23 protein-coding genes are annotated in these 25,480 nt (G+C 70.2%); 12 read left to right on the top strand and 11 right to left on the bottom strand.

The window, feature by feature from the left end; genetic code table 11:
• Together QM591_RS12480 and QM591_RS12485 are read right to left on the bottom strand one after the other, a co-directional pair.
• Nucleotides 1–3,363 (bottom strand): ATP-dependent DNA helicase, encoded by a 3,363-nt coding sequence (locus tag QM591_RS12480; protein ID WP_415132714.1) that lies wholly within the window; start codon nucleotides 3,361–3,363, stop codon nucleotides 1–3.
• Nucleotides 3,360–6,464, bottom strand: coding sequence for an ATP-dependent helicase (locus QM591_RS12485; RefSeq protein WP_415132715.1), 3,105 nt, complete (start codon nucleotides 6,462–6,464; stop codon nucleotides 3,360–3,362). Before QM591_RS12485 ends, QM591_RS12480 begins: the two co-directional genes overlap by 4 nt.
• 147 nt (nucleotides 6,465–6,611) lie before the next feature.
• Here QM591_RS12485 and QM591_RS12490 point away from each other — a divergent pair, with 147 nt between their 5' ends.
• Both QM591_RS12490 and QM591_RS12495 read left to right on the top strand, forming a co-directional pair.
• On the top strand, nucleotides 6,612–6,836 hold the full coding sequence (locus QM591_RS12490; protein ID WP_415132716.1) for a DUF3107 domain-containing protein: 225 nt from the start codon (nucleotides 6,612–6,614) through the stop codon (nucleotides 6,834–6,836).
• Between the two features lies 1 nt (nucleotide 6,837).
• Nucleotides 6,838–7,128, top strand: a complete 291-nt coding sequence (locus tag QM591_RS12495) for a hypothetical protein (protein ID WP_415132717.1) — start codon at nucleotides 6,838–6,840, stop codon at nucleotides 7,126–7,128.
• A gap of 68 nt (nucleotides 7,129–7,196) precedes the next feature.
• On the opposite strand, the gene QM591_RS12500 is transcribed toward QM591_RS12495, so the two are convergent.
• The gene (locus QM591_RS12500; RefSeq protein WP_415132718.1) at nucleotides 7,197–7,913 is read right to left on the bottom strand and encodes a ferritin-like fold-containing protein; all 717 of its coding nucleotides are present in this window, start codon (nucleotides 7,911–7,913) and stop codon (nucleotides 7,197–7,199) included.
• A gap of 176 nt (nucleotides 7,914–8,089) precedes the next feature.
• Here QM591_RS12500 and QM591_RS12505 point away from each other — a divergent pair, with 176 nt between their 5' ends.
• Entirely contained in the window at nucleotides 8,090–9,601 is a 1,512-nt protein-coding gene (locus tag QM591_RS12505) for a DEAD/DEAH box helicase (protein ID WP_415132719.1), read from the top strand.
• A gap of 5 nt (nucleotides 9,602–9,606) precedes the next feature.
• Here the strand turns inward: QM591_RS12505 and QM591_RS12510 are convergent, their stop codons facing one another.
• Nucleotides 9,607–10,497, bottom strand: coding sequence for a PHP domain-containing protein (locus QM591_RS12510; protein ID WP_415132720.1), 891 nt, complete (start codon nucleotides 10,495–10,497; stop codon nucleotides 9,607–9,609).
• A gap of 57 nt (nucleotides 10,498–10,554) precedes the next feature.
• Here QM591_RS12510 and QM591_RS12515 point away from each other — a divergent pair, with 57 nt between their 5' ends.
• From QM591_RS12515 to QM591_RS12525, 3 genes are read left to right on the top strand one after another with little or no spacing between them, the layout of a single operon-like run.
• Entirely contained in the window at nucleotides 10,555–11,589 is a 1,035-nt protein-coding gene (locus QM591_RS12515) for an endonuclease/exonuclease/phosphatase family protein (protein ID WP_415132721.1), read from the top strand.
• A 38-nt stretch (nucleotides 11,590–11,627) separates the two neighbouring features.
• Entirely contained in the window at nucleotides 11,628–13,052 is a 1,425-nt protein-coding gene (locus tag QM591_RS12520; RefSeq protein ID WP_415132722.1) for an aminopeptidase P family protein, read from the top strand.
• Nucleotides 13,049–14,863, top strand: coding sequence for a gamma-glutamyltransferase family protein (locus QM591_RS12525; RefSeq protein ID WP_415132723.1), 1,815 nt, complete (start codon nucleotides 13,049–13,051; stop codon nucleotides 14,861–14,863). Before QM591_RS12520 ends, QM591_RS12525 begins: the two co-directional genes overlap by 4 nt.
• A 61-nt stretch (nucleotides 14,864–14,924) precedes the next feature.
• Here the strand turns inward: QM591_RS12525 and QM591_RS12530 are convergent, their stop codons facing one another.
• Complete coding sequence (locus tag QM591_RS12530) at nucleotides 14,925–15,605, bottom strand: alpha/beta family hydrolase (RefSeq protein WP_415132724.1); 681 nt, start codon at nucleotides 15,603–15,605, stop codon at nucleotides 14,925–14,927.
• Nucleotides 15,602–16,213, bottom strand: a complete 612-nt coding sequence (locus QM591_RS12535; protein ID WP_415132763.1) for a general stress protein — start codon at nucleotides 16,211–16,213, stop codon at nucleotides 15,602–15,604. Before QM591_RS12535 ends, QM591_RS12530 begins: the two co-directional genes overlap by 4 nt.
• 123 nt (nucleotides 16,214–16,336) lie before the next feature.
• Here QM591_RS12535 and QM591_RS12540 point away from each other — a divergent pair, with 123 nt between their 5' ends.
• The 3 genes from QM591_RS12540 to QM591_RS12550 are packed head-to-tail and all read left to right on the top strand — an operon-like array spanning nucleotide 16,337 to nucleotide 19,361.
• Complete coding sequence (locus QM591_RS12540; protein WP_415132725.1) at nucleotides 16,337–17,602, top strand: magnesium transporter MgtE N-terminal domain-containing protein; 1,266 nt, start codon at nucleotides 16,337–16,339, stop codon at nucleotides 17,600–17,602.
• Complete coding sequence (locus tag QM591_RS12545; protein WP_415132726.1) at nucleotides 17,602–18,156, top strand: DUF1003 domain-containing protein; 555 nt, start codon at nucleotides 17,602–17,604, stop codon at nucleotides 18,154–18,156. The genes QM591_RS12540 and QM591_RS12545 overlap by 1 nt, the downstream gene beginning before the upstream one ends.
• Entirely contained in the window at nucleotides 18,153–19,361 is a 1,209-nt protein-coding gene (locus tag QM591_RS12550) for an Mrp/NBP35 family ATP-binding protein (RefSeq protein ID WP_415132727.1), read from the top strand. The genes QM591_RS12545 and QM591_RS12550 overlap by 4 nt, the downstream gene beginning before the upstream one ends.
• A 65-nt stretch (nucleotides 19,362–19,426) precedes the next feature.
• On the opposite strand, the gene QM591_RS12555 is transcribed toward QM591_RS12550, so the two are convergent.
• Nucleotides 19,427–19,849, bottom strand: coding sequence for a Sec-independent protein translocase TatB (locus QM591_RS12555; RefSeq protein WP_415132728.1), 423 nt, complete (start codon nucleotides 19,847–19,849; stop codon nucleotides 19,427–19,429).
• Between the two features lie 73 nt (nucleotides 19,850–19,922).
• Here QM591_RS12555 and QM591_RS12560 point away from each other — a divergent pair, with 73 nt between their 5' ends.
• Nucleotides 19,923–20,570 carry an O-methyltransferase gene (locus QM591_RS12560; RefSeq protein ID WP_415132729.1) on the top strand — a complete coding sequence of 216 codons (648 nt, stop codon included), beginning with the start codon at nucleotides 19,923–19,925 and terminating at the stop codon, nucleotides 20,568–20,570.
• 87 nt (nucleotides 20,571–20,657) lie between these two features.
• Here QM591_RS12560 and QM591_RS12565 read toward each other — a convergent pair whose 3' ends face one another.
• The 3 genes from QM591_RS12565 to dapE form a co-directional block, all read right to left on the bottom strand.
• The gene (locus tag QM591_RS12565) at nucleotides 20,658–20,831 is read right to left on the bottom strand and encodes a DUF3117 domain-containing protein (protein WP_082406089.1); all 174 of its coding nucleotides are present in this window, start codon (nucleotides 20,829–20,831) and stop codon (nucleotides 20,658–20,660) included.
• 100 nt (nucleotides 20,832–20,931) lie between these two features.
• A complete protein-coding gene (locus tag QM591_RS12570) occupies nucleotides 20,932–22,152 on the bottom strand; it encodes a hypothetical protein (protein WP_415132730.1) in 1,221 nt (406 codons plus the stop codon).
• Nucleotides 22,134–23,210, bottom strand: coding sequence for a succinyl-diaminopimelate desuccinylase (dapE, locus tag QM591_RS12575; protein WP_415132731.1), 1,077 nt, complete (start codon nucleotides 23,208–23,210; stop codon nucleotides 22,134–22,136). Before dapE ends, QM591_RS12570 begins: the two co-directional genes overlap by 19 nt.
• A 91-nt stretch (nucleotides 23,211–23,301) precedes the next feature.
• On the opposite strand from dapE, the gene dapD reads away from it, so the two are divergent.
• Both dapD and ppk2 read left to right on the top strand, forming a co-directional pair.
• Nucleotides 23,302–24,246, top strand: coding sequence for a 2,3,4,5-tetrahydropyridine-2,6-dicarboxylate N-succinyltransferase (gene dapD, locus QM591_RS12580; RefSeq protein ID WP_415132732.1), 945 nt, complete (start codon nucleotides 23,302–23,304; stop codon nucleotides 24,244–24,246).
• Between the two features lie 45 nt (nucleotides 24,247–24,291).
• Nucleotides 24,292–25,104 (top strand): polyphosphate kinase 2, encoded by an 813-nt coding sequence (ppk2, locus tag QM591_RS12585; RefSeq protein WP_415132733.1) that lies wholly within the window; start codon nucleotides 24,292–24,294, stop codon nucleotides 25,102–25,104.
• Nucleotides 25,105–25,106: 2 nt separating this feature from the next.
• On the opposite strand, the gene QM591_RS12590 is transcribed toward ppk2, so the two are convergent.
• Nucleotides 25,107–25,478, bottom strand: coding sequence for an SHOCT domain-containing protein (locus QM591_RS12590; RefSeq protein WP_415132734.1), 372 nt, complete (start codon nucleotides 25,476–25,478; stop codon nucleotides 25,107–25,109).
• Nucleotides 25,479–25,480 lie beyond the last annotated feature (2 nt).

A 25,480-nucleotide genomic window follows, 5' to 3' on the forward strand; every position in this document is an offset into this window, starting at 1 on the left:
TCACCCGCGGAGGACGACCCCGTCCGCGACGTAGAACAGGACGACGTCGATCTGGTCCAGCGGCGTTCCGAACTTCGCGTGATAGGCCCGCCGGTACAGTTCCACCTGGAACATCCGTTCCCGACGCTCCCGCGGTGTCCCCGGCGGTCGGCCGGTCTTCCAATCGACGATCTCGATGCGACCGTCACGTTCGTACACGGCGTCCAGTTTGCAGATCACGACGTGCGGCCGGCCGCTGCCTGCCTCCTCGGGGAACAGGTCGTCAGCGGTGAAGTCGATCTCCGTCTCCACGGCGATCGGCTGCAACGGCGCCCACTCGGAGGCGAGGAAGCGTTGCTTGAGCTCGTCGAGAGTGCGCTGATCCGCACCCGCATCCTCCGCCGGATCGCTCGCCTCCTCCCACAGGCCGTCATCTGTCGAGGGACCGAGCCCACTGACCCCCGAACGCTGCTCCACCCAGGCGTGGAACAGCGTGCCCACGCGCGTCTGCCGGTAGGGCCGTTCCGGGAGAGGACGCGCCGCGGCTGCGGCCGCCGCGGCGTAGTCGATGGCGAAGTCCTTGAAGCGCGACGCGGGGATCCGGGTGGGCGCGCGCGGTGACGTTCGTCGCGAACGCTCCTCGCGCTCGGCAAGGAGCAAGCGCAGGTCGCGCGAGGGCTCTGCTCGTCGCGCCTCGGCCGCCCTCCGCACGCGGGCGGCGGCCTCCTCCACTCGGGTACGACGGATGCCGAGGGGATCCAGCGGCCACGCCAAGAGCCGGCGGACGTCCTGATAGGGGTTCTCGCCCGGTTCGATCTCCCCCATCGGCTCACCGAGCGCCTCCGCCGCTTCGCGCAGGAACGTGCTGGGATCGCGCGGCCCAAGGGTTCCCGACCACGACGAACCACTCAGGAGAAGGTGCTCCCGCGCTCGGGTGACGGCGACGTAGGCGAGACGGCGTTCCTCGTCGAGCTGGCGGCGTGCGACATCGGTGCGGAACGCCCCCAGCGCGTCACGCAGGTCCTGCTGCGCCGGAGCGTCTTCGCGCCGCCATCGCAGGCGGGGCAACCACTCCCGATCTCCGCGGAAGTCATAGGGAAGGACGCCGAAGCGTACCCAGCCCAGGCCGTCGCGAGGCTTGGCGGGCAGCTCGTCGGTGACCATCCGCACGACGGCGACGGCGTCCCATTCCAGTCCCTTGGACCCGTGGACCGTCAACAGCTGCACGACGTCGGGCTCGGGCGGTTCGGTCCGCGGCGCGAACTCGTCGATCCGCTCGGCGCGGTCGAGCCACGCGAGCAGCGCCGGAAGGGAGCCGCTCTCCTCGGTCTGGAGGAAGCTCTGTACTTCGTCCACGAACGCGCGCAGTTGATCGCCGGCGGTGCGCGCCCGGCCGCGGGCCTCGTTCGCTGCGAGCTCGATGTCCAGACGCAACTCCGACTCGATCAGGCGCACGAGTTCGGGGACGGGGAGCGTCGATGCGCGGCGCAAGCCTTCGAACACCGCGCCCGCCTCGCGCAGGCGACCCAGGCCCTCGGGTGTGAAGCCGCTCAGCCAGCCGTGGTCGGGTTTCTGGCGGGCGAGGAAGTCGAGCGCATCGACGAGCGACCCCGCCTCTCCGCCCGATAGGCGGAGGTGATCGACCACATGCGGCTCCAGCGCCTGGAGCGATGCGTCGTGACGCGTGAGCCGCCGCGCGAGCGCGGCGAGCGCGCGAAGATCGGCAAGTCCCAGCTCCCATCGCGGGCCAGCGAGGAGCCGCAACAAGGAAGAGCCCGCCTGTGGATCGCTGATCACCCGGAGGGCGGCCACGACGTCCACGACTTCGGGCGTGCTGAGCAGCCCCCCGAGGCCGAGGATCCGATGCGGGATGCCGCGCCGGGCGAGCGCGTCGGCAAAGCGGACCATGTGCTTCTTGGCGCGAAAGAGCAGGGCCCCGGAGGTCGTCTCACCGCGCGCTGCACGCGCGTCACGCACGCCCGCGAACCAGCCCGCCACACGGTCGGCCTCGGCGTCGATGTCCGGATCGAATGCGATCTCCACCGCCCCCTCGGGGGCACCCGGCCGCACGCGCAGTCGGCCGACCGGAACCGGCGCGGTCTCGGCGAGCGGGGCGAGGATCGCGTTGGCCGCCTCCAGCACTCGCGCACTGTTGCGCCAGCTCGTGAGGAGGCTGTACTCGGCGGCCGAGGCGCCGTCACCGGGCCCCCCTCCCGCGAAGGCGCGAGCGAAACCGCCGAGGTTGCCCGCGCTGGCGCCGCGCCACCCGTAGATCGACTGATGCGGATCACCGACCGCCATCACCGGCGTGCCGGCGAAGAGAGCAGCGAGCAGGTCGGTCTGCACGACCGAGGTGTCCTGGTACTCGTCGAGGAGCACGACCCGGAAGCGGTCGCGCATCGACGCGCCGATGCCAGGATGAGCACGAACGGCCCGCAGTGCTCCCGCGACCTGGTCGGAGAAGTCGATGAGGCCCGCGCGCCGCTTCTGCTCGTCGTAGCGACGGGCGAGGTCGCTCAGCACATCGAGGCCCCCCACCCGCGCCGCCGCGGTTCGCACCTCGGCGTAGACCGTGGTCCGCTTGTCACGCGAAGGCCGCTCCAGCACATCGGAGAAGTCCGCGGCGAACGCCGCAAGCTCATCGAGGTCGACGAGGTTGTCGACGGCGTCGCGTGCCAGTTGGAGAGCGGCGTCGATGATGGTGCTCGGTCGGTACTCCACCGTCTCCAGGCGGGGGTCGTCGCTCTCGTGCACGACCCGACGCATGAGGAGCCACGCGGCCGACTCGGTCAGCACAGCCGCGTCCGCATCACGGCCGAGCAGGATCGCGTTCTCCCGCACGATGCCGTCGGCGAACGCGTTGTAGGTGGCGATCGTCGGACGATGGAGGATCACATCGCCCGGCAACGATGAGGGGCCGCTTTCCCCGCCGAGAGCCCGCAGGGCGGCACGTCGCTCGGCTGAGGACGCCCCGCGCTGCTGGAGCACGCGGAAGGTGTCGAGCGCGCCGGCGCGGTGCAGCTCCTCCAACCGATCCAGAAGACCATGCGCCTCGAACTCGGCCAACCGCTCCAGGCGGTTCTGGATGCGCTCGGCAAGCTCGCCCGCGGCTTTGCGGGTGAAGGTCAGCCCCAGTACCTGGTCACGGCGGACGAGCCCGTTCGCCACCAGCCAGACCACCCGGCCCGCCATCGTCTCGGTCTTTCCGCTTCCGGCTCCGGCCACCACGAGCGTCGGCGTGAGCGGCGCGGCGATCACTGCGGCCTGCTCGTCGGTCGGCGGGAACTGCCCCAGCGCTGCCGCGAGGGCGTGCGGTCCGATCAGCCTCCGGGAGGGCGCGGACGAGGACTCGGGAACCCCGAGCAGTTCGTCGGCGGTCGTCATGAGGCGCTCACCGCGCCGACGGTGTGGATACGGCACAGTCCGAAGGTGTGGTCGTCGCGACAGTGCGCTTCGTAGGGAGCCAGGAACTGCGATCCCCCCACCACCTCCACCGCGTCGCGGACACGGGCGAGGAACGCCGCGCGGGTCTCCTCGTCGAAGGGTGGCTGCGTCGGCGTGGCGTAGGGAGCTCCCCGCGTCGGCTTGAGGACCAGCAGCTTCGCGCCGCCGGAGGGCCGTCCGGACACCGCTGCGATGGCTCCCGACTCCACCGCGAGCTGGTAGGCGCTCAACTGCGGATTGGCGATCGCCGCACGCGGACCCGTCGACTCACTGCGACCCGTCTTGAGATCCACGATCACCACCGACCCGTCGCGGGCGAGCTCGACACGGTCGATCGTGCCGCTGAGGATGGCCGGGCGGGCGAGGCCTTCGACGGGAACCTCGCACTCGAATCGCGGTTCGGCGCTGACCAGCTGCACGCCGTCGGACTCGACATCACGCAGATAGCGGGCCAGGCGGGAGATGAGGTCACGCGCACGCGACCGCTCTGTGCGTTCGATCCAGTCGGCGTCGAACTCCAGCTCCCCCCACCGGCGCTCCACGGCGGTCCACAGCGACTCTTCGTCATGTCCGTCGGCGGTCTCGAGCGCCGCATGGATGAGCGTCCCCACCCCGGCGACCACCCCACCACCGTCGCCACCGAGCTCACCGATCACCCAGTTGAGCTGGCAGTCCTCGATCGACTGGAGCTTGGAGGGCGAGAGGCGGGCCTGCTCGACCTCCAGATCGAACAGAGGACTCGTCGAGGAGGGCCCGGCCATGCCGTACCAGGATGAGGGATCCGCGCCCGGGACCCCGGCTTCCGCGAGGAGCACGAGCTGGGCTGCGGCATGCGCCTTGTCCGCCTCTGCGGCGTGGAGCGCCGTGAGTGTCCGTCGATGCTCGGCCACGAGACCCCGCAAGGACAGCGGGTGATCGGCCGACGCCGGCACGGGCGAGGGCGAAGGAAGAAGCTCGAACAGGACGCTCGGTCCGTTGTCGTCGTCGTCGACCGCCGTGATCACGAGGTGGGAACGCGCTCGCGAGATCGCGCGTGCGAAGAGACGCAACTCATCGTGGAGCACGTCGCGCCGACGGTCGAGCGTGTCGGCCGTCACGCCCTCGACCGCCCCGAGTCGCCACGTCTCCAGGAGCCCCCCGCGAACGCGGAGATTGGGCCAGACGCCGTCCTGCAGCCCGGCGACCACGACGGTGTCGAACTCGGTCGCAAGCGCCCCCGCGGGCGTCATGACGCGCACGACACCGTCGCGCGCTGCAACGCTCAGCCGGTCCTCGGCCACGTCGGAGTGGAGTACCCCCCGGATGAAGTCGATCGGAGAGGTGCCGTCGGCGCGCTCCCCGTGCCGCTTCGCGGACTGGAACAGATCGACGACCGAGTCGAGGTCGCGACCGGCCTGATCGGCCAGAACGCCGCTGCCGCGCGCCGCTTCGACCAGATGCCGCTCGCGCCCCGAGCGTTCCCATGCCGTCCACAACAGCTCATGCGCCGTGGCCCCGTCCCGCAGTCCCGCGCCGAGCTGGACCAGAGTGTCGGCGACGCGTGCCGCGCGGCGACCCTCTCGTGTGTCGATGAGTTCGAACTCCAGGGGGTGCCGCAGGGCGGACACCAGCAGTACCGCCGCCGTCGCCGCGTCCTCTCCGTCACGGCGGACGGCGGCGTGACGCAGCGCCGAGCGCAGCCGTCGTGCCTCGACGATGTCCATCCCGGCCGCGCGCAGAGCGTCGTGCACCGTATCGAGATCCCACGTGTCGGGGTCGGTCGCGGCGATGTCCACCATGCGCAGCAGGTCCCGCACGGTGGCCGAAGACGCCAGTGTTCGCGCGGGGCCCGTGACACCGGTCGGCACGTCGCGCGCCGCGAGCTCGTCTTCGAGCGCCGCCACCTGACGAGTGTCATGCGCGATGACCGCGCACTCTCCCCACGGGACGCCGTCGTAGACGTGACGCTCCCGCAGCAGCCGCGCGATCGTGTCGTACTCCTCGGCGACCGAGCGCAACGTGAAGACAGCGACGGAACCATCAGGGTCAGCGCCGGTGGGCCGCTGTCGATGCGCGACCACACCACCCGCGCCGATGCGCGAGGTGACCTCGGCCACGAGGTCGCGCTGCGGCGGCGTCCCCCGGTGCGGTCGCCCGAGCACATAGACCGGGCCCGACGCGGAGAGGCGGGCGAAGTTCTGCGGCGTCGCGCCGCGGAACGCTCCCGAGCCGACGTCGGGATCGCCGAAGGCGAGCACGGACACTCCTCGCCGACGCAGGGCCTCGAGAACCTCGATCCCGCCGGCCGTCAGCTCCTGCGCGTCGTCGACCATCACGACCTCGAGATCGGACAGCGCACCCCACTCCGGCGCACCGACGGGGATGTCGGCGAGGAGCTCCGCAGCTTCGCGCACGAGACCGGCCGCATCACGGTGCGCGCCCCGCATCCGCGACCGGACGTCGTGATACTCCCGCGCGAACGACGCCATGGACCCCCACACCTCGACGTCGTCGCGTCGGGCGCGGCGGGAGAGCTCCGCCGCGGTCAGTCCGAGGCTCGTCATCTCGGCGAGGAAGGCGCGCACCTCGGCGCGGAAACCGCGGGTCGCCCTGACCTCGGCCGGGAGCGAGGCAGGCCACCGATGGATGCCGTCGCGCTCGTCCTCGGCGTCGCCCGCCAGGAGATCCTCGATCAGTCGGTCCTCGTCCGGCCCCGTCAACAGCTGGGGCGTCTCGGCCCGTCGATGCACCGACACGGCGCGGACCACCTGATAGGCGAAGGCGGCGACCGACCTGACGAGCGCACCTGTGGTGGCCGCCCCGACCGCCACCGCGACCTGGTCGCGAAGCGCCGTCGCGGCCGGTCGCGTCGGCGTGAGGACGAGGATGCGGTCCGGCGACGTGCCCGAGGCGACCAGCGTCGCGGCGCGCGCAACGATCGTCGCCGTCTTGCCGGTGCCGGGAGCTCCCCCGACGACACCCGATGCGCCGGCAGGCAATGAGATGATCTCGCTCTGCACCGCGTCCGCCTCTTCTGCACGCAGAGACGGAGCGATCGACATGTCCCCCACGCTAATGCTCTGCGCCGACATCGCGGCACGCTCGACGCAGCCGTCGGCAGGGCGTCGCGGCCGCCGGGCCGTCGACCCCTTCGCGTGTCGTAAAGTCGAAGCAGGTATCCGGAAGCCCGGGCCGGAAAGGCAATCATCGTGGAGATCCGCATCGGCCTCGCGAACACCGCGCGCGAGCTCAGCTTTGAGTCCGACGAGACGGCGGAGGCCGTCAAGAAGACCGTCACCGACGCGCTCGAGGCGGGCACCGGCCACTTGAGCTTCACCGACGCCAAGGGCAACTCCTACGTCGTGCCCACCACCGCGATCACCTTCGTCGAGGTCGGCACCGACCAGTCGCGTCGCGTCGGCTTCGTCGCCTGACATGCAGATCGTCATCGCCCTGGTCTTCGGGGCCGCGGTGGGTGGGCTGCTCCACTTCCTTCAGACCGGACGCGCCCTGCGCGGCGTCGCTCTCGCTCCGATCCTGGGGGCGTTCACCGGCGGAATCGTGTGGCTCGCGCTCACGTGGGTGGGCCAGACGACGCTCGACCCGTGGCTGTGGCTCGTCTCCCTCGCCGCGCCCCTCGTCGTCGTGCCGCTGGCGCTTGTGGCGCTCACCCGCGCACGAGCCGCTCACGATGACCGTGAGCGCGTCCGACTCGGTATCGCCTGACGCCCCGACCCGCGGGCTCACCGACCGCCCGGGCTCCTCCCGAGCCCCGTCCTGAGTCCCGATGCGCCTCAGGCGTCGAGGCCCAGCTGGGTCATCCGCCGCGAGTGCGCACCGAGGAGTTCGGTGAACACCGGCTCGACGCGCTTCTCCTCCGCGGCGTCGAGCGATTGGGGCCGCAGCGCGCCTCGCGCGATCAGCAGCGTGTCACCGACCAGTCGTCGTCCCCACAGCGCCAGCAGCGAGCGCCACTCGGAGTCGCTCGCGATGGCCGACGTGATGATCCCGACGAGGGCGTCTCGGTCATCGTCGCGGTCGAGGATGTCGGCGACGCGTCGACCCGTCGATGCGTAACTGGCCGACAGTGACCGATAGAAGTCGTCCAGCATCCCGGCCGTGATGTGCACCGAGAGCATCGTCTCCAGAGGACGCGCACCGTGTGTGGCGCGGCGAAAGGCGTCGAGCGGCTCGCGGAACGGCAGCATGAGGTCGAGCGGATCGTCGCCGCGCTCACGGATCACGCTGACCAGCTCGCGGTGCTTGAGGAGCGCGGCGCCGGCGGCGAGCGACAGCGACTCCTTCTGATTGAGGTCGGGCGTCGGCGCGATCAGCTCGCTGAGCGTCTCGAAGTAGCCGAGCTGGAGGTAGGCGGCCTGCCCGAGGAAGGTGTCGATATCGGGAGCGAGCTCCTCGAAATCCACGCGGGAGACGTCGCCCAGTTCACCGCGCGACCGCAGGCGCAACGTCCGTTCGGGCGTGCGCCCGCGCTGCCAGAACCACCTCACCACGGGCACCAGCCTAGAGGCACGGCGCGTGACGACACGGCCCATCACCCCGAGCGGCGACGGCGGCTCCGGTAGGCTGGTCGGGTCCCGGCGACGGATCGGGACCCCGCGCCTGTGGCTGAGTGAAGGGCGTGGACCTCAACACCGGCGGCTTCTCACCGCCAGACAGGCATGGAAAAGTGACGACATTCGTCGAACTCGGGGTGGACAGCGACATCGTCGACGCGCTCTCGGCGCGCGGCATCGTGGACGCCTTCCCGATCCAGGAGCAGACGATCCCGCTGGGGCTTCCCGGCCAGGACATCATCGGGCAGGCCAAGACCGGAACCGGCAAGACCTTCGGCTTCGGCATCCCGGTGGTCCAGCGTCTCGGCCTCGACCCGGCTCCCGGCGTCAAGGCCCTCATCGTCGTCCCGACGCGCGAGCTCGCAGTGCAGGTGTACGAGGACATGGACATGCTCACCTCGAACCGCTCCACGAGCGTCGTGGCGATCTACGGCGGAAAGGCCTACGAAGGTCAGATCGATCAGCTCAAGGCCGGCGCGCAGATCGTCGTGGGCACCCCTGGGCGCCTCATCGACCTCAACAATCAGCGACTGCTGGACCTCTCTCACGCCACCGAGGTCGTCCTCGACGAGGCCGACAAGATGCTCGACCTCGGCTTCCTCGCCGACATCGAGAAGATCTTCTCGAAGGTCCCCGCGATCCGCCACACGCAGCTGTTCTCGGCCACGATGCCGGGTCCGATCGTCGCTCTCGCGCGGCGGTTCATGTCCAACCCCATCCACATCCGCGCCACCGATCCCGACGAGGGCCTGACGCAGGCGAACATCCGTCACCTGGTTTACCGCGCCCACGCGCTGGACAAGGACGAGGTCATCGCCCGCATCCTGCAGGCGGAGGGACGTGGCAAGACGGTCGTCTTCACCCGGACCAAGCGCGCCGCGCAGCGCCTCGTCGACGAGCTCAACGACCGCGGATTCAACGCGGGTGCCGTCCACGGCGACATGAGCCAGGAGGCGCGCGAGCGTTCCATGGCGGGGTTCAAGGCGGGCAAGAAGGACATCCTCATCGCGACCGATGTCGCTGCCCGCGGGATCGACGTCGACGATGTCACCCACGTCATCAACCACACGATCCCCGACGACGAGAAGACTTACCTGCACCGCGCCGGCCGCACCGGTCGCGCCGGCAAGACGGGGATCGCGATCACCTTCGTCGACTGGGAAGACCTGCACAAGTGGGCGCTCATCAACCGGGCGCTCGAGTTCGGGCAGCCGGAGCCCGTCGAGACCTACTCGTCGAGCCCCCACCTCTACGAGGAGCTCGACATCCCCGCCGGCACCAAGGGACGGATCACGACGGCGCCCAAGACTCAGCCCGTCCGGACGGCTGCCCCTGCTCGCGCCGCGGACGCCGCCGCGGAGGGAACGGCCGAAGGCGGCACTCGTCGCCGTCGTCGTCGGCGCAGCGGCGCGAACGAAGGCCGCGTCGGCTCCACCTTCGCTGACGGATCCAGTGTCGACGGGGATTCCGCCGCATCGGAGGCGTCGACGTCCGCCGCCCGGTCCGAAGACGGCGCCGGGACGCACGACGGGGCCGGCAAGGAGCACCATGACGGCAAGCCCGCTCCGGCCCGGCGGCGTCGTCGGCGGCGCGGCGGATCGGGTGCGCCGGTCGCCGGAGCCTGAGCCGATCAGGACGGGAAGACCGGCGAGCTGCCGCGTCCCTGTTGGATGATCCGCGCGATCATCTCGACGCTCGTGGTGTTCTCGCCGGGCACATTCGGCTTACCGACGCCGTGGTAGTCGCTCGAGCCCGTGACGATCAGGTCCTCACGCTCGACGAGGCGTCGGAGTCGGCCCAGCGCCGGCTCGACGTTCTCCCGATGGCCCAGTTCGAACCCGGCCAGGCCCGCCTCGAGCATCTGCGCGGTCAGGTCGGCCGGCAACAGACCGGCCCGGCCCGCGGGGTGCGCGATGATCGGCACGCCACCCGCGCCCGTGATCGCGGCGACGGCGGTCACCGGGTCAGGCGCGTACAGATCGACGTAGTAGTCGCTGCTGGGGTGGAGGATGCCGGCGAACGCCTCGCCGCGGTCGCGTACGAGCCCCTTCGCCACGAGCGCATCGGCGATGTGCGGGCGCCCCACCGTCGCGCCGTCAACGGTCTGGGCCACGATGTCGGCCCACTCCACGTCGTAGTCGCGGGCGATCCGGTCGGTCATGGTGCGGGCACGCGTGAGGCGAGAGTCCCGGATCCGGCTCGTCAGGGCCCGGATGCGCTCGTCGTCGGGATCGAACAAGTACCCGAGCACGTGGACGCTGCGCCACTCGTGACGCGCGGACAGCTCCATCCCCGGAAGGAACGTCATCCCGAGCGAGGTGGCGGCTTCCGCCGCTTCGGCCCATCCCTCGGTCGTGTCGTGGTCGGTCAGGGCGACACAGCGCAGTCCCTCGCGGTGAGCGGCAAGCATCACGTCGGCCGGCGGCTCGGTGCCGTCGGACCAGTCGGAGTGCAGGTGCAGGTCTCCCGGACCGGCGAACGGGAGGCCTGTTTCCCCGCGCCCCTCGCCGTGCCACTGCATCCTCAGAGGGTATCGCGATGCCGAGAACTCCCAGCCTGCTGACATAGAGTCGGGCGCGTGGTGCGTGCGTTCGGAGTCCTGGTGACAGTGCTGTTCGCCATCGCCGCCGCGATCATCACCTGGCCGCAGTTCTTCCGCCTCGAGCGCACGTTCCCGGTCGCCCAGATCGTCTCGCTGCGCGGCGTCCTCGTCGCCGCATTCGCGGTGATCGCGCTGCTCTCGCTCCTGCTCCTGCTCGCCCGCTCCGCGAGGGCGTTCGCCGCATCCCTCCTGGTCATCGCGGTGGCCGCCGGCGGCGCCAACGCCGCCATCCTGATCTCGCGCGGCATCGGCACGACCTCGCTTCCGGACAAGACGGCGGACTCCCTGCGGGTGATGACCTGGAACACCGCGGGCTCGGCGACCGATCCCGCGATCATCGCGCAGACCGCCGTCGCCATGCGCGCCGATATCGTCGCGCTCCCCGAGACCACGATCGAGTCGGGCAAGGAGGTCGCCGTCGCGATGCGGGAGATGGGGCACCCGATGTGGGCCCACCACGAGAACTTCGGTGACCGTGACGACTACCCCGATTGGGATGCGAACTCCACGACGCTCCTCATCTCCCCCGACCTCGGAGACTACGCGCTGGTGGAGTCGACGGCGGGCGGCGCCAGCAACACCTCGGCAGTCCCGAGCGTCGTCGCGATGCCCGTCGACGGAGACGGCCCGATCGTGGTCGCCGTCCACGCCGTCGCCCCTCGGGAGGACGCGATGGAGGCCTGGCGCAGCGATCTGCAATGGATCGCCGATCAATGCGCCGCCGACAACGTCATCCTCGCCGGCGACTTCAACGCGACGGTCGATCACATGGACCGTCTCGGCGCCGACGGCGGCACGCTCGGCAAGTGCCTCGATGCGACCTCCGCCACCGGCACCGGCGGTATCGGCACCTGGTCCACCGACTGGCCGGGACTGCTGGGGGCCCCGATCGATCACATCATGGCGACAGACGCCTGGACGCCCCGCGCGTCCGTGGTGATCGGCTCGCTCGACGGAGCCGGCAGCGACCATCGTCCCGTCGTCGTGCAGTTCGAGCGCTCCGCGGGCTGAACACCCCGCTGCACGACACGGGGTGGGAGACTGGTGCGATGAGCACGAGCGACAGCGACACGATCGCGGACACCCCCGTCGACACCGAGACGGCGCCGGCGGAGAACACCAACCGCAAGCAGCCCTTCCCGCGAGGCTTCCTGGAGACGATCTCGGAGGGATGGGCGGACCGCGAGACGGTTCCCTCGCCCGCCCGCGCACAGTCTGCCTTCACCGCTGCCCGGCGTGCCGCCGTGTCCGCGGCGTTCGCGGGCCGTCGACTGGTCATCCCGGCCGGATCGGCCAAGCAGCGCTCGAACGACACCGATTATCCGTTCCGTGCGCATTCCGCGTTCTCTCACCTCACGGGGTGGGCCGCCGACACGGTTCCCGACTCGGTCCTCGTGTTCGACCCCACCGACGACGGCCATCGGGTCACGCTGTATCTTCGCGAGCGCGCCGATCGGACGACCGCGGAGTTCTACGCCGATGCCTCCGTCGGCGAGTTCTGGATCGGTCCGCGACCGTCGCTGGCCGGCGTCGCCGCGGACCTCGGCATCGACACCGACCACCTTGCGTCCTTCGAGCCCAGCGACGATGATGTGCGACTGGAAGACGATGCAGATCTGACGAGGTTCCTCTCCGAACTCCGTCTCGTCAAAGACGACTACGAGCTCGGCCAGCTCCGCGAGGCCGTCGCCGCGACGGCTCGAGGCTTCGATGACATCGTCGCCGACCTGCCCCGCATCATCGCGACCGAGCGCGGCGAACGCGTCGTGGAAGGCGTGTTCCACCTGCGGGCCCGGACCGACGGGAACGGAGAGGGATACGACACCATCGCGGCGTCGGGCCCCCACGCCTGCTACCTCCACTGGACTCGCAACGACGGACCGGTCGTGCCCGGGGATCTCATCCTGATCGATGCCGGCGTCGAGGTCGACAGCCTCTACACCGCCGACATCACCCGGACGCTCCCGGTCTCCGGGACCTTCACGCCGATTCAGCGCCGCATCTACGAGACGGTGCGCGAAGCAGCCGACGCCGCATTCGCGGCTGCCCGCCCCGGAGTGAAGTTCCGTGCCGTCCACGAGGCGGCGATGTCGGTCATCGCGCAGCGCGTCGCGGAGTGGGGGCTGCTCCCGGTCAGCGCGGAGGAGGCCTTGGACGCGGATCTCGGCGGCCAGCACCGCCGGTACATGGTCCACGGCACCAGCCACCACCTCGGGATCGACGTCCACGACTGCGCGCAGGCGCGTCGCGAGATGTACTACGACGGCGTCCTGGAGCCCGGGATGGTGTTCACGATCGAACCGGGCCTCTACTTCCAGATCGATGACCTCACCGTTCCGGAGGAGTACCGCGGAATCGGGGTCCGGATCGAAGACGACATCGTCATGACGGCCGACGGCCCGGTGAACCTGTCGGCGGGAATCCCACGGACGGCCGACGAGGTCGAGGCCTGGATCGCGCGCCTGTCGTCGTGACCTTCACGCCGCCGCCGGCCGTCACCACCCGGCCGCTTCTCCAGGGATCGTTCGGTTTCAGCGCCTCCACCCACTGGCTCGCCACGGGCGCCGCTCAATCGGTGCTGGAGCGCGGGGGGAACGCGTTCGACGCGGTCGTGGCGGGAGGATTCGTGCTCCACGTGGTCGAGCCGCACCTCAACGGTCCCGGAGGGGACCTGGTGGGGCTGTTCACGGCCGCGGACTCGGGCGCGACGCGCGTGCTCATGGGGCAGGGCCCGGCGCCGGCGGGTGCGACCATCACGCGCTTCCGCGCGGAGGGTCTGGACCTCGTACCGGGCGCGGGAGGCCTGGCGGCAGCCGTCCCCGGCGCCGTTGATGCCTGGCTCCTCCTTCTTCGCGATCACGGCACGTGGGAGATCGCCGACGTCCTGGCGCCGGCGATCGCCTACGCACGCGACGGACACCCGCTCCTGCCCTCCGCCGCGGAGACGATCGGCCGAGTGCGCGAGCTGTTCCAGCATCATTGGCCGACCTCCGCCACGCAGTGGCTCACGGACGGTCACTCTCCGGCGCCCGGCGAGATCATCCGGAATCCCGCCTATGCCGACGTTCTCGACCACCTCGGCGCAGCCGCGTCCTCCACGGCCCGGGGAGAGGAAGGCGGTGCGGCGCGGCGCGCCGATCGCATCGACGCAGCCCGGCGCGCCTGGCGAGAACTGCTCGGGCATGCCGTCGACCTGGTCGCGCAGCCGCATCGGCACTCCACGGGAAGCGACCACGCGGGCGTTCTCAGCCGGGACGACATCGAGGCCTTCCGGGCCGGGTACGAGGATCCCGTCAGTTCCTCGTTCCGCGGCGCGAGGGTTTTCAAGGCGGGGAGCTGGACGCAGGGGCCCGCGCTCCTGCAGGCGCTGAAGATCCTCGAACCCTTCCCCGACGACGCGCTCGATCCGGCCACGCCCGACGGCGCCCATAGGATCGTCGAGGCCCTCAAACTCGCGCTGGCCGACCGCGACGCGCACTTCGGCGACGGAGTCGATGTCGCTCCGCTGCTCGACGACGACTACGTCGCACAGCGGCGGGAGCTCATCGGCGACCGCGCCTCACGGCAATGGCGGCCCGGCTCCCCCGCAGGGTTCACACCGTTTCGTCCACCCCTAACGCCGACCGCGGCGACGCGAGCGACACCGGGAGCCGGCGAGCCGACCGTCGACGCGTCGGGATCGACCCGCGGCGACACCTGCCACATCGACGTGGTCGACCGGTGGGGGAACATCGTCTCGGTCACGCCGTCCGGTGGATGGCTGCAGTCCTCCCCCGCGGTGCCCGAGCTCGGCTTCTGCCTCGGGACGCGGCTCCAGATGTGCTGGCTCGATGAGTCGTCACCCTCGGCACTGCGCCCCGGAAGGCGCCCCCGCACCACTCTGACCCCCACGCTCGTGCTCTCCGACCGGGGGGCGGTCATCGCGATGGGTACCCCGGGAGGTGATCAGCAGGAGCAGTGGCAGCTTCCGATGCTTCTCAGAATGCTGGTCGGCGGATACCAGGCCCAGGAGGCGATCGACGCGCCGACCCTTCACACGACCGCGCTCGTGGACTCGTTCTGGCCCCGGCAGTGGGAACCGGCCGGGGTGATGCTCGAAGAGCGAACCGGCACCGATGTGATCGAGGGACTCCGGGCGCGCGGCCATGACGTGACCGTGGTCGACGGATGGAGCCTCGGCCGACTCAGCGCCGTCGGTCGTGAACCCGGGTCGGCCGACGACGCACCGCGGCTCTGGGGCGCCGCGAACCCGCGAGGTCAGGCCGGCTACGCCGCCGGACGGTGACGAGGCTGCCCTCTCGACGTCCCGCCCGAGGGGACCGTGACCCAGGCCAGATCGCGGCCTTCTACACGCCCAGCGCCTCGGCGAGCCACGGGTCGACCTGCCGGGCGATGTCCGCACCGATCACCGCGGACTCGCGCTTCGTGCCCCTCACCTCGAAGGAGTGCCGCGCACCCTCCACCCAGAGGATGCTCGCCCGCGGCAGTCCGCCGACGACGGCAGTGAACTGTTCGAGCGGTTGGAGGAAGGGATCCACGGTTCCCGAGACGAAGAGCTGCGGCGCCGCGATGGCAGGGAGGTGGTCGGCGCGAACCTTCTCGGGTGCTCCCGGGGGATGCAGCGGGTACCCGAGGTAGACCAGTGCGGCCGGAGCGATCACCCCTTCCGCGGCGGCCATCGACGCCATGCGTCCCCCGTAAGAGCGACCTGCCGCGATCACCGGGACATCGGGCCGACGCCGCACCACGTCAGCGAACACGGCGCCCCAGGCGGCGACCGCGTGAGCGGCCGGCCCCGGCATCCGTCGTCCCCGCTGCGCGTAGGGGAACGCGAACCGGACGACATCGAAGCCTGCACCGGCGAAGGTGTCGGCGACGCCCGCCAGGAAGGGATGATCCATGCCTGCCCCGGCCCCGTGAGCGAGGACGATGGTCCCCCGCGGGCTCCCGTCACGACCGCGAGCGAGGTCGGCCACGGTGCGGACCTCGACGTCTCCCGAGGGCAGCTCGACGAGGACCGAGGTCACGTCGCGGGTTTCTGCTCCGGCGCGGGGTCGGTTCCGGTGTCGTCGGTCCCGGACGCCGGGGCGTCGGACGTCGGCGCCGGCAGATCGATGCGTTCTCCGTACTTCGGCGGAGGAAGCGGAGCGTCCGCGGGCGGTGACACCGGCGCGGCGGAACGGGCCCGTGCTCCGAGGATCTCACGCGACCGCGGCAACGAACGGGGCAGCACCGTGACCTCGTAGTGATCAGCGACGACCTGCGTGATCGATGTGAAGTCGCGCCGACGCCGCAGCAGCGAGTAGGTGACGATGCTCATGAGCATGCCGATCGCGATGCCGACGAACATCACTCCGACGAACAGCTGGATCGCGGCGTTGGGCGTCCCCAGGACGAAGATCGCCGAGAACAGCAGACCCAGGAGGATGCCGTTGATCGCGCCGGTGCGGGCGGCAGCCGCGTACCCGAGCCGGCCCGTCACGGTCTCCACCGAACGAAGACCTCGGCCGACGATCGCGATGTCCTTCGCGGGAACGTCGCTCGCGATGAGCTGCGACACCGCTTTCTGCGCGCCCTCATAGGAGGAGAACTCGGCGATCGTCTCGCCGTGCTCCTGCGGCGCGCCACCCATCATGCTCACACCACCCATCTTCGCACGCCACGCCGCCGGAGGAGCGGGACCACACACCCCCGCGTCCCTCGCCCGCGGCCGGCGCGGGACCGGCCGCTCACCGTGGGCGCGGGCTACGCTGGACGGGTGAGTACGCAGCGGGTTTTTGTCGCGCGCCTGGTCGGGTGCGCCGTCTTCGACCCCGCCGGCGACCGGCTCGGCAAGGTCCGGGATGTCGTCGTCATCTTCCGAAAAGACGATCCGCCTCGAGTCGTCGGGCTCGTGGTGGAGATCCCCGGACGCCGTCACGTCTTCCTCTCGATCGGACGGGTCACCTCGATCGCGACCGGTCAGGTGATCACGACGGGACTCATCAACGTGCGTCGGTTCCAGCAGCGCGGCGGCGAGGTGCGCGTGATGGCGGAGCTCCTCGGGCGCAAGGTGTACTTCCGCGACGGTTCCGGCGAGGGCGTCATCGAAGACGTCGCCATCGAACGCAATCGCCTCGGCGAGTGGGACATCGGTCAGCTGTTCCTCCGCAGGCCGAAGACCAGCGCGTCCCCCTTCGCGAAGGGCCCGACGACGTTCGCACAGTGGCGAGACGTGCGCGAGCAGCAGACGCCCGGCGAGGCCCAGTCAGCGGAGCAGCTCGTGGCGAGCTACTCGGAGCTGAAGCCCGCCGATCTCGCGAACACACTCCTCGACCTGCCGGAGGAGCGTCTCCTCGAAGTGGCCGAAGAGCTACCGGACGGACGTCTCGCCGACGCCCTCGAGGAGATGCCCGAGGACGATCAGGTGCACATCCTCGAAGCGCTCGGCGATGAGCGCGCGGCCGACATCCTCGATCAGATGGAGCCCGACGACGCCGCCGACGTCCTGGCCCAGCTGCCCGAGCAGCAGCGCGAAGAGCTGCTGGAGCTGATGGAGCCCGAGGAGGCCGAGGACGTCCGCGAACTGCTGAAGTACGGGCCCGACACCGCTGGTGGACTCATGACGAGCGAGCCGATCGTTCTGTCGGCAGACGCGACCGTCGCCGAGGCCCTGGCACTCATCCGGCGGCACGAGTTGCATCCCGCCCTGGCCGCCGCCGTCTTCGTCACGCTCCCGCCGTACGAGACACCGACGGGCAGGCTCCTCGGAACCGTCCACTTCCAGCGGATGCTCCGCTATCCCCCGCACGAGCGGCTCGGTGCGATCATCGACGACACCGCCGACGCGGTGCCGGTGACCGGTTCCGCCGCCGAGGTCGCGCGACTCCTCGCCAGCTACAACCTCGTGTCACTGCCCGTGGTCGACGCGGCACACCGGCTCGTCGGCGTGGTGAGCGTCGACGACGTGCTGGACTACCTGTTGCCGGAGGACTGGCGCTCGAACGACGGTGAGCAGGCACCGGCGACGGCGGGGAGGCGATGATGGCTCGCACGACACGCCAGGCCTCCCTCGACGCCCCGTTGGGCCGCACCACCCTGCGGGCTCGGCCGCCGCAGCCCTCCCGTGACCGATTCGGCCGATTCACGGAGTGGATCGCGCGCGCGATGGGAACCCCGACGTTCCTCCTGCTGCTCACCCTGTTCTGCGCGCTGTGGATGACCTACACCGTGGTCGCCGAAGCCAACGGCTGGTGGAGGTTCGATTCGGCAGCGCTGGGGTTCACGGCTCTGACGCTCATCCTGTCGCTGCAGGCGTCGTACGCCGCCCCGCTGATCCTGTTGGCGCAGAACCGACAGGACGACCGCGACCGTGTTCAGATCGAGCAGGACCGGCAGCGCGCGGAGCGGAACCTCGCCGACACCGAGTATCTGGCACGCGAGGTCGTCGCGCTGCGGATGAGCCTGACCCACCTGACCGACGAACTCGTCAGCAAAGACACCCTCCGCCAGGAGCTCGCTCGGCTCATCGAGCACCTCGACGCCCGGGCGGCGGCCGACGCGCAAATCGACGCGCCGACCGGTGACGCGCGGGCATGAGCACCGACCCGACGTCCACCTCTCCGCACGACCAGCAGGTCGCCGCGGTACGCGCCGCTGTCGCCGCCGTGATGGATCCGGAGTTGCGCCGGCCGATCGGCGAGCTGGACATGGTCCGAGCGGTCGCCGTGTCGGCGGAACGGGCGACCGTCTCGATCGCCCTGACGATCGTCGGTTGCCCGGCCGCCGACCGCATCGAACGCGAGGTGCGCGCCGCGGCCTCCAGCATTCCGGGCATCGAAGAGGTCGATGTCGAGGTCGGTGTGATGAGCCCCGCGGAGCGCACGGCCCTCGTCGAGCGCCTGCGCGGCGGCACCCGACGGATGCCGTTCGGACCCGACTCGCTCACGCGGGTGATCGCGATCACCAGCGGCAAGGGCGGCGTCGGAAAGTCCACCGTGACAGCGAACCTGGCAGTGGCCCTGGCCGCGCGTGGGCTCGCCGTCGGAGTGATCGACGCGGACGTGCACGGGTTCTCGATCCCCGCGCTCCTCGGCCTCGTGGGCGACGATGGCCTCCCTCCGCAGCCCACCCGCGTGGGGGACCTCATGCTCCCGCCGGTCGCGTTCGGTGTCAAAGCCATCTCGATCGGCATGTTCCTTCCTCCCGGCGCCCCCGCCGCCGTCGCCTGGCGCGGACCGATGCTCCACCGCACGATCCAGCAGTTCCTCACCGAGGTCTTCTTCGGCGACCTCGACGTGCTGTTGATCGACATGCCACCCGGGACGGGGGACATCGCGATCACCGTGGGACAGCTGCTGCCGCACGCCGAGGTGGTGGTCGTCACCACGCCGCAGGCCGCCGCTGCCGAGGTCGCGGTGCGCAGCGGGCTGCTCGCCCGCCAGACCGGCCAGCGAGTTGTCGGCGTGATCGAGAACATGGGCCCGCTCACCCTCCCCGACGGCACGAGACTGGACCTCTTCGGGCACGGAGGCGGGGAGACGGTCGCCAGGGCACTCAACGCCTCCTCCGCGGAGCGCTCCCCGAATGCCGACGCACCGGCGGGGGCGATCCCGGGGCCCGTGGAGGTATGGGGATCTGTCCCCCTGAGCGCTGCTGTGCGATCAGGGGGCGACAGCGGCGTTCCCCTTGTCGTGAGCGATCCCGACGACCCGGCGGCACGCGTCCTCGAGGACATCGCGACGCGCCTCTCCTCTCGACCCCGAGGCCTGGGCGCGCGGCAGCTTCCCCTCACCGTGACCTGAGCGCGCATACGCGGCGAAGCCGTTCCCCCCGGTGAAGCGCCCTGGGGCTCCGCTCAGGGCTCCGCTCAGGTCGCCTCCGAGTCGAACGGAACACGGCTCGCCGAGCCCGGCTGGAACGTGCGTGCCGGGTCACGCGCGGTATCCGCCGGCGACGGCACATCGACGGCGGGTGTCGACGCGGAGCTGACGGGGGCGGCCACAGCGGTCGAGGTCGCCGCAGGGGCGGCCGGAGAGTCTTCCAGGAGTGCATCGCGGATGATCCGGCGCGGATCGTACTGCCGCGGGTCGAGCTTTCGCCACTCGATCTCGTCGAAGTCCTCGCCCATCTCGTCGCGGACGCGCGAGCGGGCTCCGTTGAGCCAGTCGCGTGCACGGACCGTGAACTTCGCGAGCAACTCGGCGTAATGCGGCAGCTTCTCGGGACCGAGAAGAAGGGCAGCCACCACCGCGATGATGACGATCTTCTCCATGTCGATCCCGAAGAACATGGGTCAAGGTTACCCGTGCGCCTCGCCGCCCCGCGCCGCCCCGGACCGTACGCTTGCAGTGGAGGTGCAGGCAATGCGCGACAACGATGCTGAAGCGGTCCGACGGTTCTCGGACGAGGTGACGATGGAGCCCGAGACCATCGCCCGCGCGCGCTCGCACGCCCTCGAACTCGGTGCCGACCCCGTGAGCGCCGCCGTCGGGGCGCAGTGCGCCGTCATCTCGGCCGCCACGGCCGCCTTGAACATCGTCGAGATCGGGACCGGAGGCGGCGTCTCGGGCCTCTGGCTCCTGCGCGGGTCGCCACGAGCGACGCTGACGACGATCGACGTCGAGCCCGAGCATCTCGCCGCGGCGCGCTCCGCCTTCTCTGACGCCAAGATCCCGCCTGCGCGTGCCCGCTTCATCGCGGGTCGCGCTGCTGACGTCCTCCCCCGCATGAACGAGGCGTCGTACGACATCGTTCTGGTCGACGCAGACCCCGACGGGGTGATCGAGTACGTGGAGCACGGGCTCCGGCTCGTCCGTGCCGGTGGCACCGTGCTCGTGCCCCGCGTTCTCAACGGCGGCGCAGTCGCCGACCCCGTGCGTCGCGACAGCGTCACCGGCGCGTATCGGTCATTGATCCAAGAGACGCAATCGTCGCCTGCGGTGCTCGGCGCACTGTCGATCGTCGGGGAGGGTCTGTTGCAGCTGACGACGACCTCCGCCGAGGCCCGCTAGCCTGAGCAGCCGCGCCGGTTCCCGGAAACGCGGCGGAGACACGACGAGAGGCCGGTCCGAAGACCGGCCTCTCGTCTGCGGGGGAGGTCAGGCGGCGCCGACGACCTCACCGAGAACGCTGTGGAGTTCCTTCGCCTCGTCGTCGTTCACCGAGACGACGAGACGTCCGCCGCCTTCGAGAGGAACGCGCACGATGATCAGGCGTCCCTCCTTCACGGCCTCCATAGGTCCGTCACCGGTTCGCGGCTTCATGGCTGCCATTGCGGCTCCTTTTCGTCGTGTACCCGACAAGTTTACCCGTCCCGACCGACACCTCGGTTCGGGCGGTCATCGACACGCGAATTGTCCCGCTTCCGCGTGTTCACGGAATCTGGTAATACGTGGACGCGATGGCATACATGTTGTAGATCCACCACCACTGGCCGCACAGGCAGGCACCGAGAACACCCACACGCCACAGTCGCGACGGGGGAACAGCGAGGGCGCCCAGCAGCGGAGACAGCGGCAGGAGGAGCCGGAAAATGCTCGACTGCGGAAAGAACACGGCCAGGAGATAGACGACGTAGCTCGCCGACCACAGGCGTAGCTCGACACCCAGCCGCCTCACGTGCGGCGCGAACATCAACAGCGCCGCGACCGCCACGACTCCGAGCCCGAGAGCGACGTAGCCCCACTCCGCCGGGAGACCCCACAGCGGGAACCAGATCCCGGCGGCCCGGACGAACCCGTCGAACGGGACGAACCCGCCCGACTCCCCCGTCCACGCGCGCCGCCAGCTCAGCTCCGTCTCCAGGTATCCGTTGGGGTCGCCGGTCACCGCCCCCACGATCCACTGCCACGAGAACCCGATGACAGCGGCCCAGAGGCCCAGCGTCACGATGTGGATGATCTCCCGCACGGCAAGCGGCTCTGTGCGCCGCCGCCACCATCTCCAGATTCCGAAAAGCGCCAGGAAGAGCGAGAAGGCGAGGACCCCGGGGCGCGTGTATCCCATGAGGGGAATGAGCAGATAGAGCCATCCGAACCGGCGCTGCTGGATGCACCACAATGCACAGAACAGCCAGAGCAGAAAGAGCGACTCGGCGTATCCGACCTGGAAGAGCGCCGCAAGGGGGCCGCTGACGAAGAACACGACGGCCCACATCGAGGCGCCTTCACCGATTCGTTCCCGGAGGGTCGCGTGGAGCACCAGCGCCGCGAGGTAGCCCGCGACGAGCGCGACGATGAGGGCACCCGCTCCGTAGTTGCCGAAGGGAGCACCCACGATCCGGGCGATCAAGGGGAACAGCGGCATGAACGCCCACTGGTTGGTGGCCACGTTCCCACCGTCGTCGCGGGGCAGATCGCTCGGGTACCCGTGGGCGGCGATGAAGCCGTACCACTCTGCGTCCCAGCCCATGACGAACGATCCGAGCGTGGCCTGCTCGCCGAAGCGGGAGCCGGGGCCGGAGAGTTCCGCCGCCAGCAGCAGGAAGCCGGTGGTGATCAGCCGCGCGGCGAGGTAGACCAGCGCGATGCGCGCGGCCGCGGGCGCAGCGCGCAGCCGTCCCCACGCGAGCGCGCTCAGCGCGCCGTCAGCCACGCCCGAAGGCCCTCTTCGACGGCCAGGATCTGCGCCACCGCAACGCGCTCGTTGTCGTGATGGGCGAGGTGAGGATCGCCCGGTCCGAAGTTCACGGCGGGCACGCCGAGCTCGGAGAACCGCGCCACGTCGGTCCACCCGTACTTGGGCCGCGGCTCGGCGCCGACGGCCGCGAGGAACTCTTGGGCCAACGGCGCGTCAAGGCCCGGGCGAGCTCCGGGCGCGATGTCGACGATCTCCACGTCGAATCCCGCGAAGACCTCCCGCACGTGGGCGGCGGCCTCCTCGCCGGAGCGCTTGGGGGCGAACCGGTAGTTGACCTCGACCGCGCAGAGATCCGGGATGACATTGCCCGCGACGCCTCCGCGGATGGCGACCGCGTTGAGCCCCTCGCGGTAGACGAGGCCGTCGACCTCGATGTTGCGGGGGCGGTACTCCGCGAGGCGGGTCAGGATCGGAGCGGCCTTGTGGATCGCGTTCTCTCCGATCCAGGAACGCGCGCTGTGCGCCCTCACCCCGTGGGTGCGAACGACCGCGCGGAGTGTGCCGTTGCACCCGCCCTCTATGTGGCCGTTGGAGGGCTCACCGAGGATGGCGAAGTCGGCCTGGAACACCTCCGGCCGGCTCGCGACGAGACGCGTCAGAGCGTTGCGCGCGGAATCCACTTCTTCGTGGTCGTACCAGATCCAGGTGAGGTCGACGCGGGGGTCGTTCAGTTCGGCGGCGAGCTTGAGCTGCACGGCCACTCCCCCCTTCATGTCGACCGTGCCTCGGCCCCACAGGTACGCCTGGCCGTCCTCCTCGACTTCTCGAGTGGGCAGGTTGTCGTTGATCGGGACGGTGTCGATGTGACCGGCGATCGCCACCCGCTGCGCACGCCCGAGTGACGTGCGCGCGATGATGGTGTCGCCGTCGCGCTCGACGTCGAGATGGGGGTAGGCAGACACCGCCGCGTAGATCGCATCCGCCAGCGAGGTCTCGTCATCGGACACGCTCGGAATGTCGCAAAGAGCGCGGGTGAGCTCCACCGAGGAGGCGGTCAGATCGAGCGTGGGCATGACGACGAGTCTAGTGAGTGCGTTCCACGTCACACCCTCCTCACGCCCGCCGCCGACGGGATCCTCGGCGCGCTGCCGATACGCTGGAACGATGAGTGACGCGCGTTGGGTGTGGGGTGCCGGTCTTGCCACGAGGAGTGGAGATGGAACAGTGCTGGACACCTGGTTCCCGTCACCCGCGCGCGGACGGGCGCCCGAGAACCCCGACCTCGACGCGGTCGTCGGCGGTGCCGGAGCAGATGAGCGGCGTGGGGTGACGATCGAGGTCGTCGTCGTCGAGATCGACCTGGACGCACCCCCGGCAGGAACCTCCGACGCCTACCTCCGCCTGCACGCTCTGTCGCATCTGCTCGTGGCACCCAACGACCTCGACCTCACCGGCATCTTCGGACACCTTCCGAACGTCGCGTGGACCAACGCCGGGCCGGTGCATCCCGACGACGTCACCCGCCTGCGGCCGGGCTTCGTGCGCTCCGGAATCCAGCTGCAGAGCCTCGACAAGTTTCCGCGTCTGACCGACTACGTGGTGCCGGCCGGCGTACGCATCGCCGACGCCTCCCGAGTGCGCTTGGGCGCTCACCTCGCGCCGGGGACGACGGTGATGCACGAGGGCTTCGTCAATTTCAACGCGGGGACGCTCGGCAGTTCCATGGTGGAGGGGCGCATCTCGCAGGGCGTCGTCGTGGGCGACGGCAGCGACATCGGCGGCGGTGCGTCGATCATGGGGACACTCTCCGGCGGTGGGAGCCACCGCGTGTCCATCGGAGCACGGACGCTGCTGGGCGCCAACGCCGGGATCGGCATCTCGCTGGGAGACGACTGCGTCGTCGAGGCCGGTCTCTACGTGACCGCGGGCTCGAAGATCACGCTCGCCGGTGAGCCGCCGCGCGCCGACGGCAGCAGACCCATCGTCAAGGGGGCCGAGCTCTCGGGTCGGAACGGCCTCCTCTTCCGCCGCAACTCGGTCACCGGAGCCATCGAGGCCGTACAGCGCGCGGGCGTCGGCGTCACGCTCAACGAGGCGCTCCACGCCTGACCACTCCGAACCCCACGCGGTGACGCGACGGCCTAGGCTCGTGCCATGACGACACGGGTGCCGAAGAAGATCTACGAACGCGAGCTCAAGGCGCTTCAAGCACAGCTGGTCGACGTGCAGGCGTGGGTGCAGGCGACCGGCGCCCGCATCGTGGTGATCTTCGAGGGCCGCGACGCCGCGGGCAAGGGCTCGACGATCAGCCGGGTCTCCCAGTACCTCAATCCCCGCGTCACGCGTGTGGTCGCCCTTCCGACGCCCACCGAGCGGGAGAAGTCGCAGTGGTACTTCCAGCGCTACATCGCTCATCTGCCGGCGGCAGGAGAGATCGTCCTGATGGACCGGTCGTGGTACAACCGCGCCGGCGTGGAGCACGTCATGGGGTACTGCACGAACGCGGAATATCACCGCTTCCTCCACCAGACGCCGATCTTCGAGCGCATGCTGGTCGAAGACGGGATCCTCCTGTTGAAGTACTGGTTCAGTGTGTCCGACGTCGAGCAGGAGGCGCGATTCCGTTCGCGCAACGAAGACCCGATGCGCCGCTGGAAGCTCTCCCCCAACGACGTCCTGTCGATCACGAAGTGGGAGGACTACTCGCGTGCGAAGGACACGATGTTCGTGCACACCGACATTCCCGAGTCCCCCTGGCACGAGGTCGACAACGAGGACAAGCGTCGGGGCCGGCTCAACATGATCCACCACCTGCTCTCCCAGATCCCCTACCGGCAGGTGGAGCGCGACCCCATCGAGATCCCGGAGCGTCCCGCGCCGGGAGGCTACGAACGTCCGCCGCGCGAGCTCCAGAACTACGTGCCCGACTACGCGGCCGAGGTCATGACGCGCGCGACGTCGAGCTGAGCTCAGCCTCGAAGCGCGGCGGCGCGGGCGTCACGATGCTCGGCCTCGGTGATCACACCGCGAGCGAGCAGGTCGTCGAGTTCGCGCAGCCGCTCCTCCAGGGTCTTGATCGGCGCGGCCGCGGGCGACGGGGCCAACGCGCCGCTCTTGATCACCTTCGCCGCGATCTCCGCATCCACGGCGAGCGGGTCGATGCCCGCATCCTTGAGGATGCGGTACTTTCGCACGGCGACGAAGACGCCGAACACGATGACGACGACGGCGATGAAGGCGAACAGGCCCATGAGCCCGGCCATTCCGCCGGCGACTCCGGCGACGGGATCCCCTACGCCCGGGTCGATGACGTCGACATCGGGGAGATCGTCGGGGCCCATGC

Origin of the sequence: Microbacterium sp. (assembly GCF_047607225.1) — a bacterium.
Lineage (GTDB): Bacteria > Actinomycetota > Actinomycetes > Actinomycetales > Microbacteriaceae > Microbacterium.

Excerpts from the sequence above, each read along its gene's own strand:
- dapE (WP_415132731.1), bottom strand. The coding sequence starts at position 23,210 with ATGCCCACGCTCGATCTGACCGCCTCCTCGGTGGAGCTCACCCGCGCT.
- QM591_RS12590 (WP_415132734.1), bottom strand. The coding sequence starts at position 25,478 with ATGGGCCCCGACGATCTCCCCGATGTCGACGTCATCGACCCGGGCGTA.
- QM591_RS12560 (WP_415132729.1), top strand. The coding sequence starts at position 19,923 with ATGCGCGACAACGATGCTGAAGCGGTCCGACGGTTCTCGGACGAGGTG.
- QM591_RS12535 (WP_415132763.1), bottom strand. The coding sequence starts at position 16,213 with ATGATGGGTGGCGCGCCGCAGGAGCACGGCGAGACGATCGCCGAGTTC.
- dapD (WP_415132732.1), top strand. The coding sequence starts at position 23,302 with ATGAGTGACGCGCGTTGGGTGTGGGGTGCCGGTCTTGCCACGAGGAGT.
- ppk2 (WP_415132733.1), top strand. The coding sequence starts at position 24,292 with ATGACGACACGGGTGCCGAAGAAGATCTACGAACGCGAGCTCAAGGCG.
- QM591_RS12480 (WP_415132714.1), bottom strand. The coding sequence starts at position 3,363 with ATGACGACCGCCGACGAACTGCTCGGGGTTCCCGAGTCCTCGTCCGCG.
- QM591_RS12550 (WP_415132727.1), top strand. The coding sequence starts at position 18,153 with ATGAGCACCGACCCGACGTCCACCTCTCCGCACGACCAGCAGGTCGCC.
- QM591_RS12555 (WP_415132728.1), bottom strand. The coding sequence starts at position 19,849 with ATGTTCTTCGGGATCGACATGGAGAAGATCGTCATCATCGCGGTGGTG.
- QM591_RS12520 (WP_415132722.1), top strand. The coding sequence starts at position 11,628 with ATGAGCACGAGCGACAGCGACACGATCGCGGACACCCCCGTCGACACC.
- QM591_RS12485 (WP_415132715.1), bottom strand. The coding sequence starts at position 6,464 with ATGTCGATCGCTCCGTCTCTGCGTGCAGAAGAGGCGGACGCGGTGCAG.
- QM591_RS12565 (WP_082406089.1), bottom strand. The coding sequence starts at position 20,831 with ATGGCAGCCATGAAGCCGCGAACCGGTGACGGACCTATGGAGGCCGTG.
- QM591_RS12545 (WP_415132726.1), top strand. The coding sequence starts at position 17,602 with ATGGCTCGCACGACACGCCAGGCCTCCCTCGACGCCCCGTTGGGCCGC.
- QM591_RS12495 (WP_415132717.1), top strand. The coding sequence starts at position 6,838 with ATGCAGATCGTCATCGCCCTGGTCTTCGGGGCCGCGGTGGGTGGGCTG.
- QM591_RS12510 (WP_415132720.1), bottom strand. The coding sequence starts at position 10,497 with ATGCAGTGGCACGGCGAGGGGCGCGGGGAAACAGGCCTCCCGTTCGCC.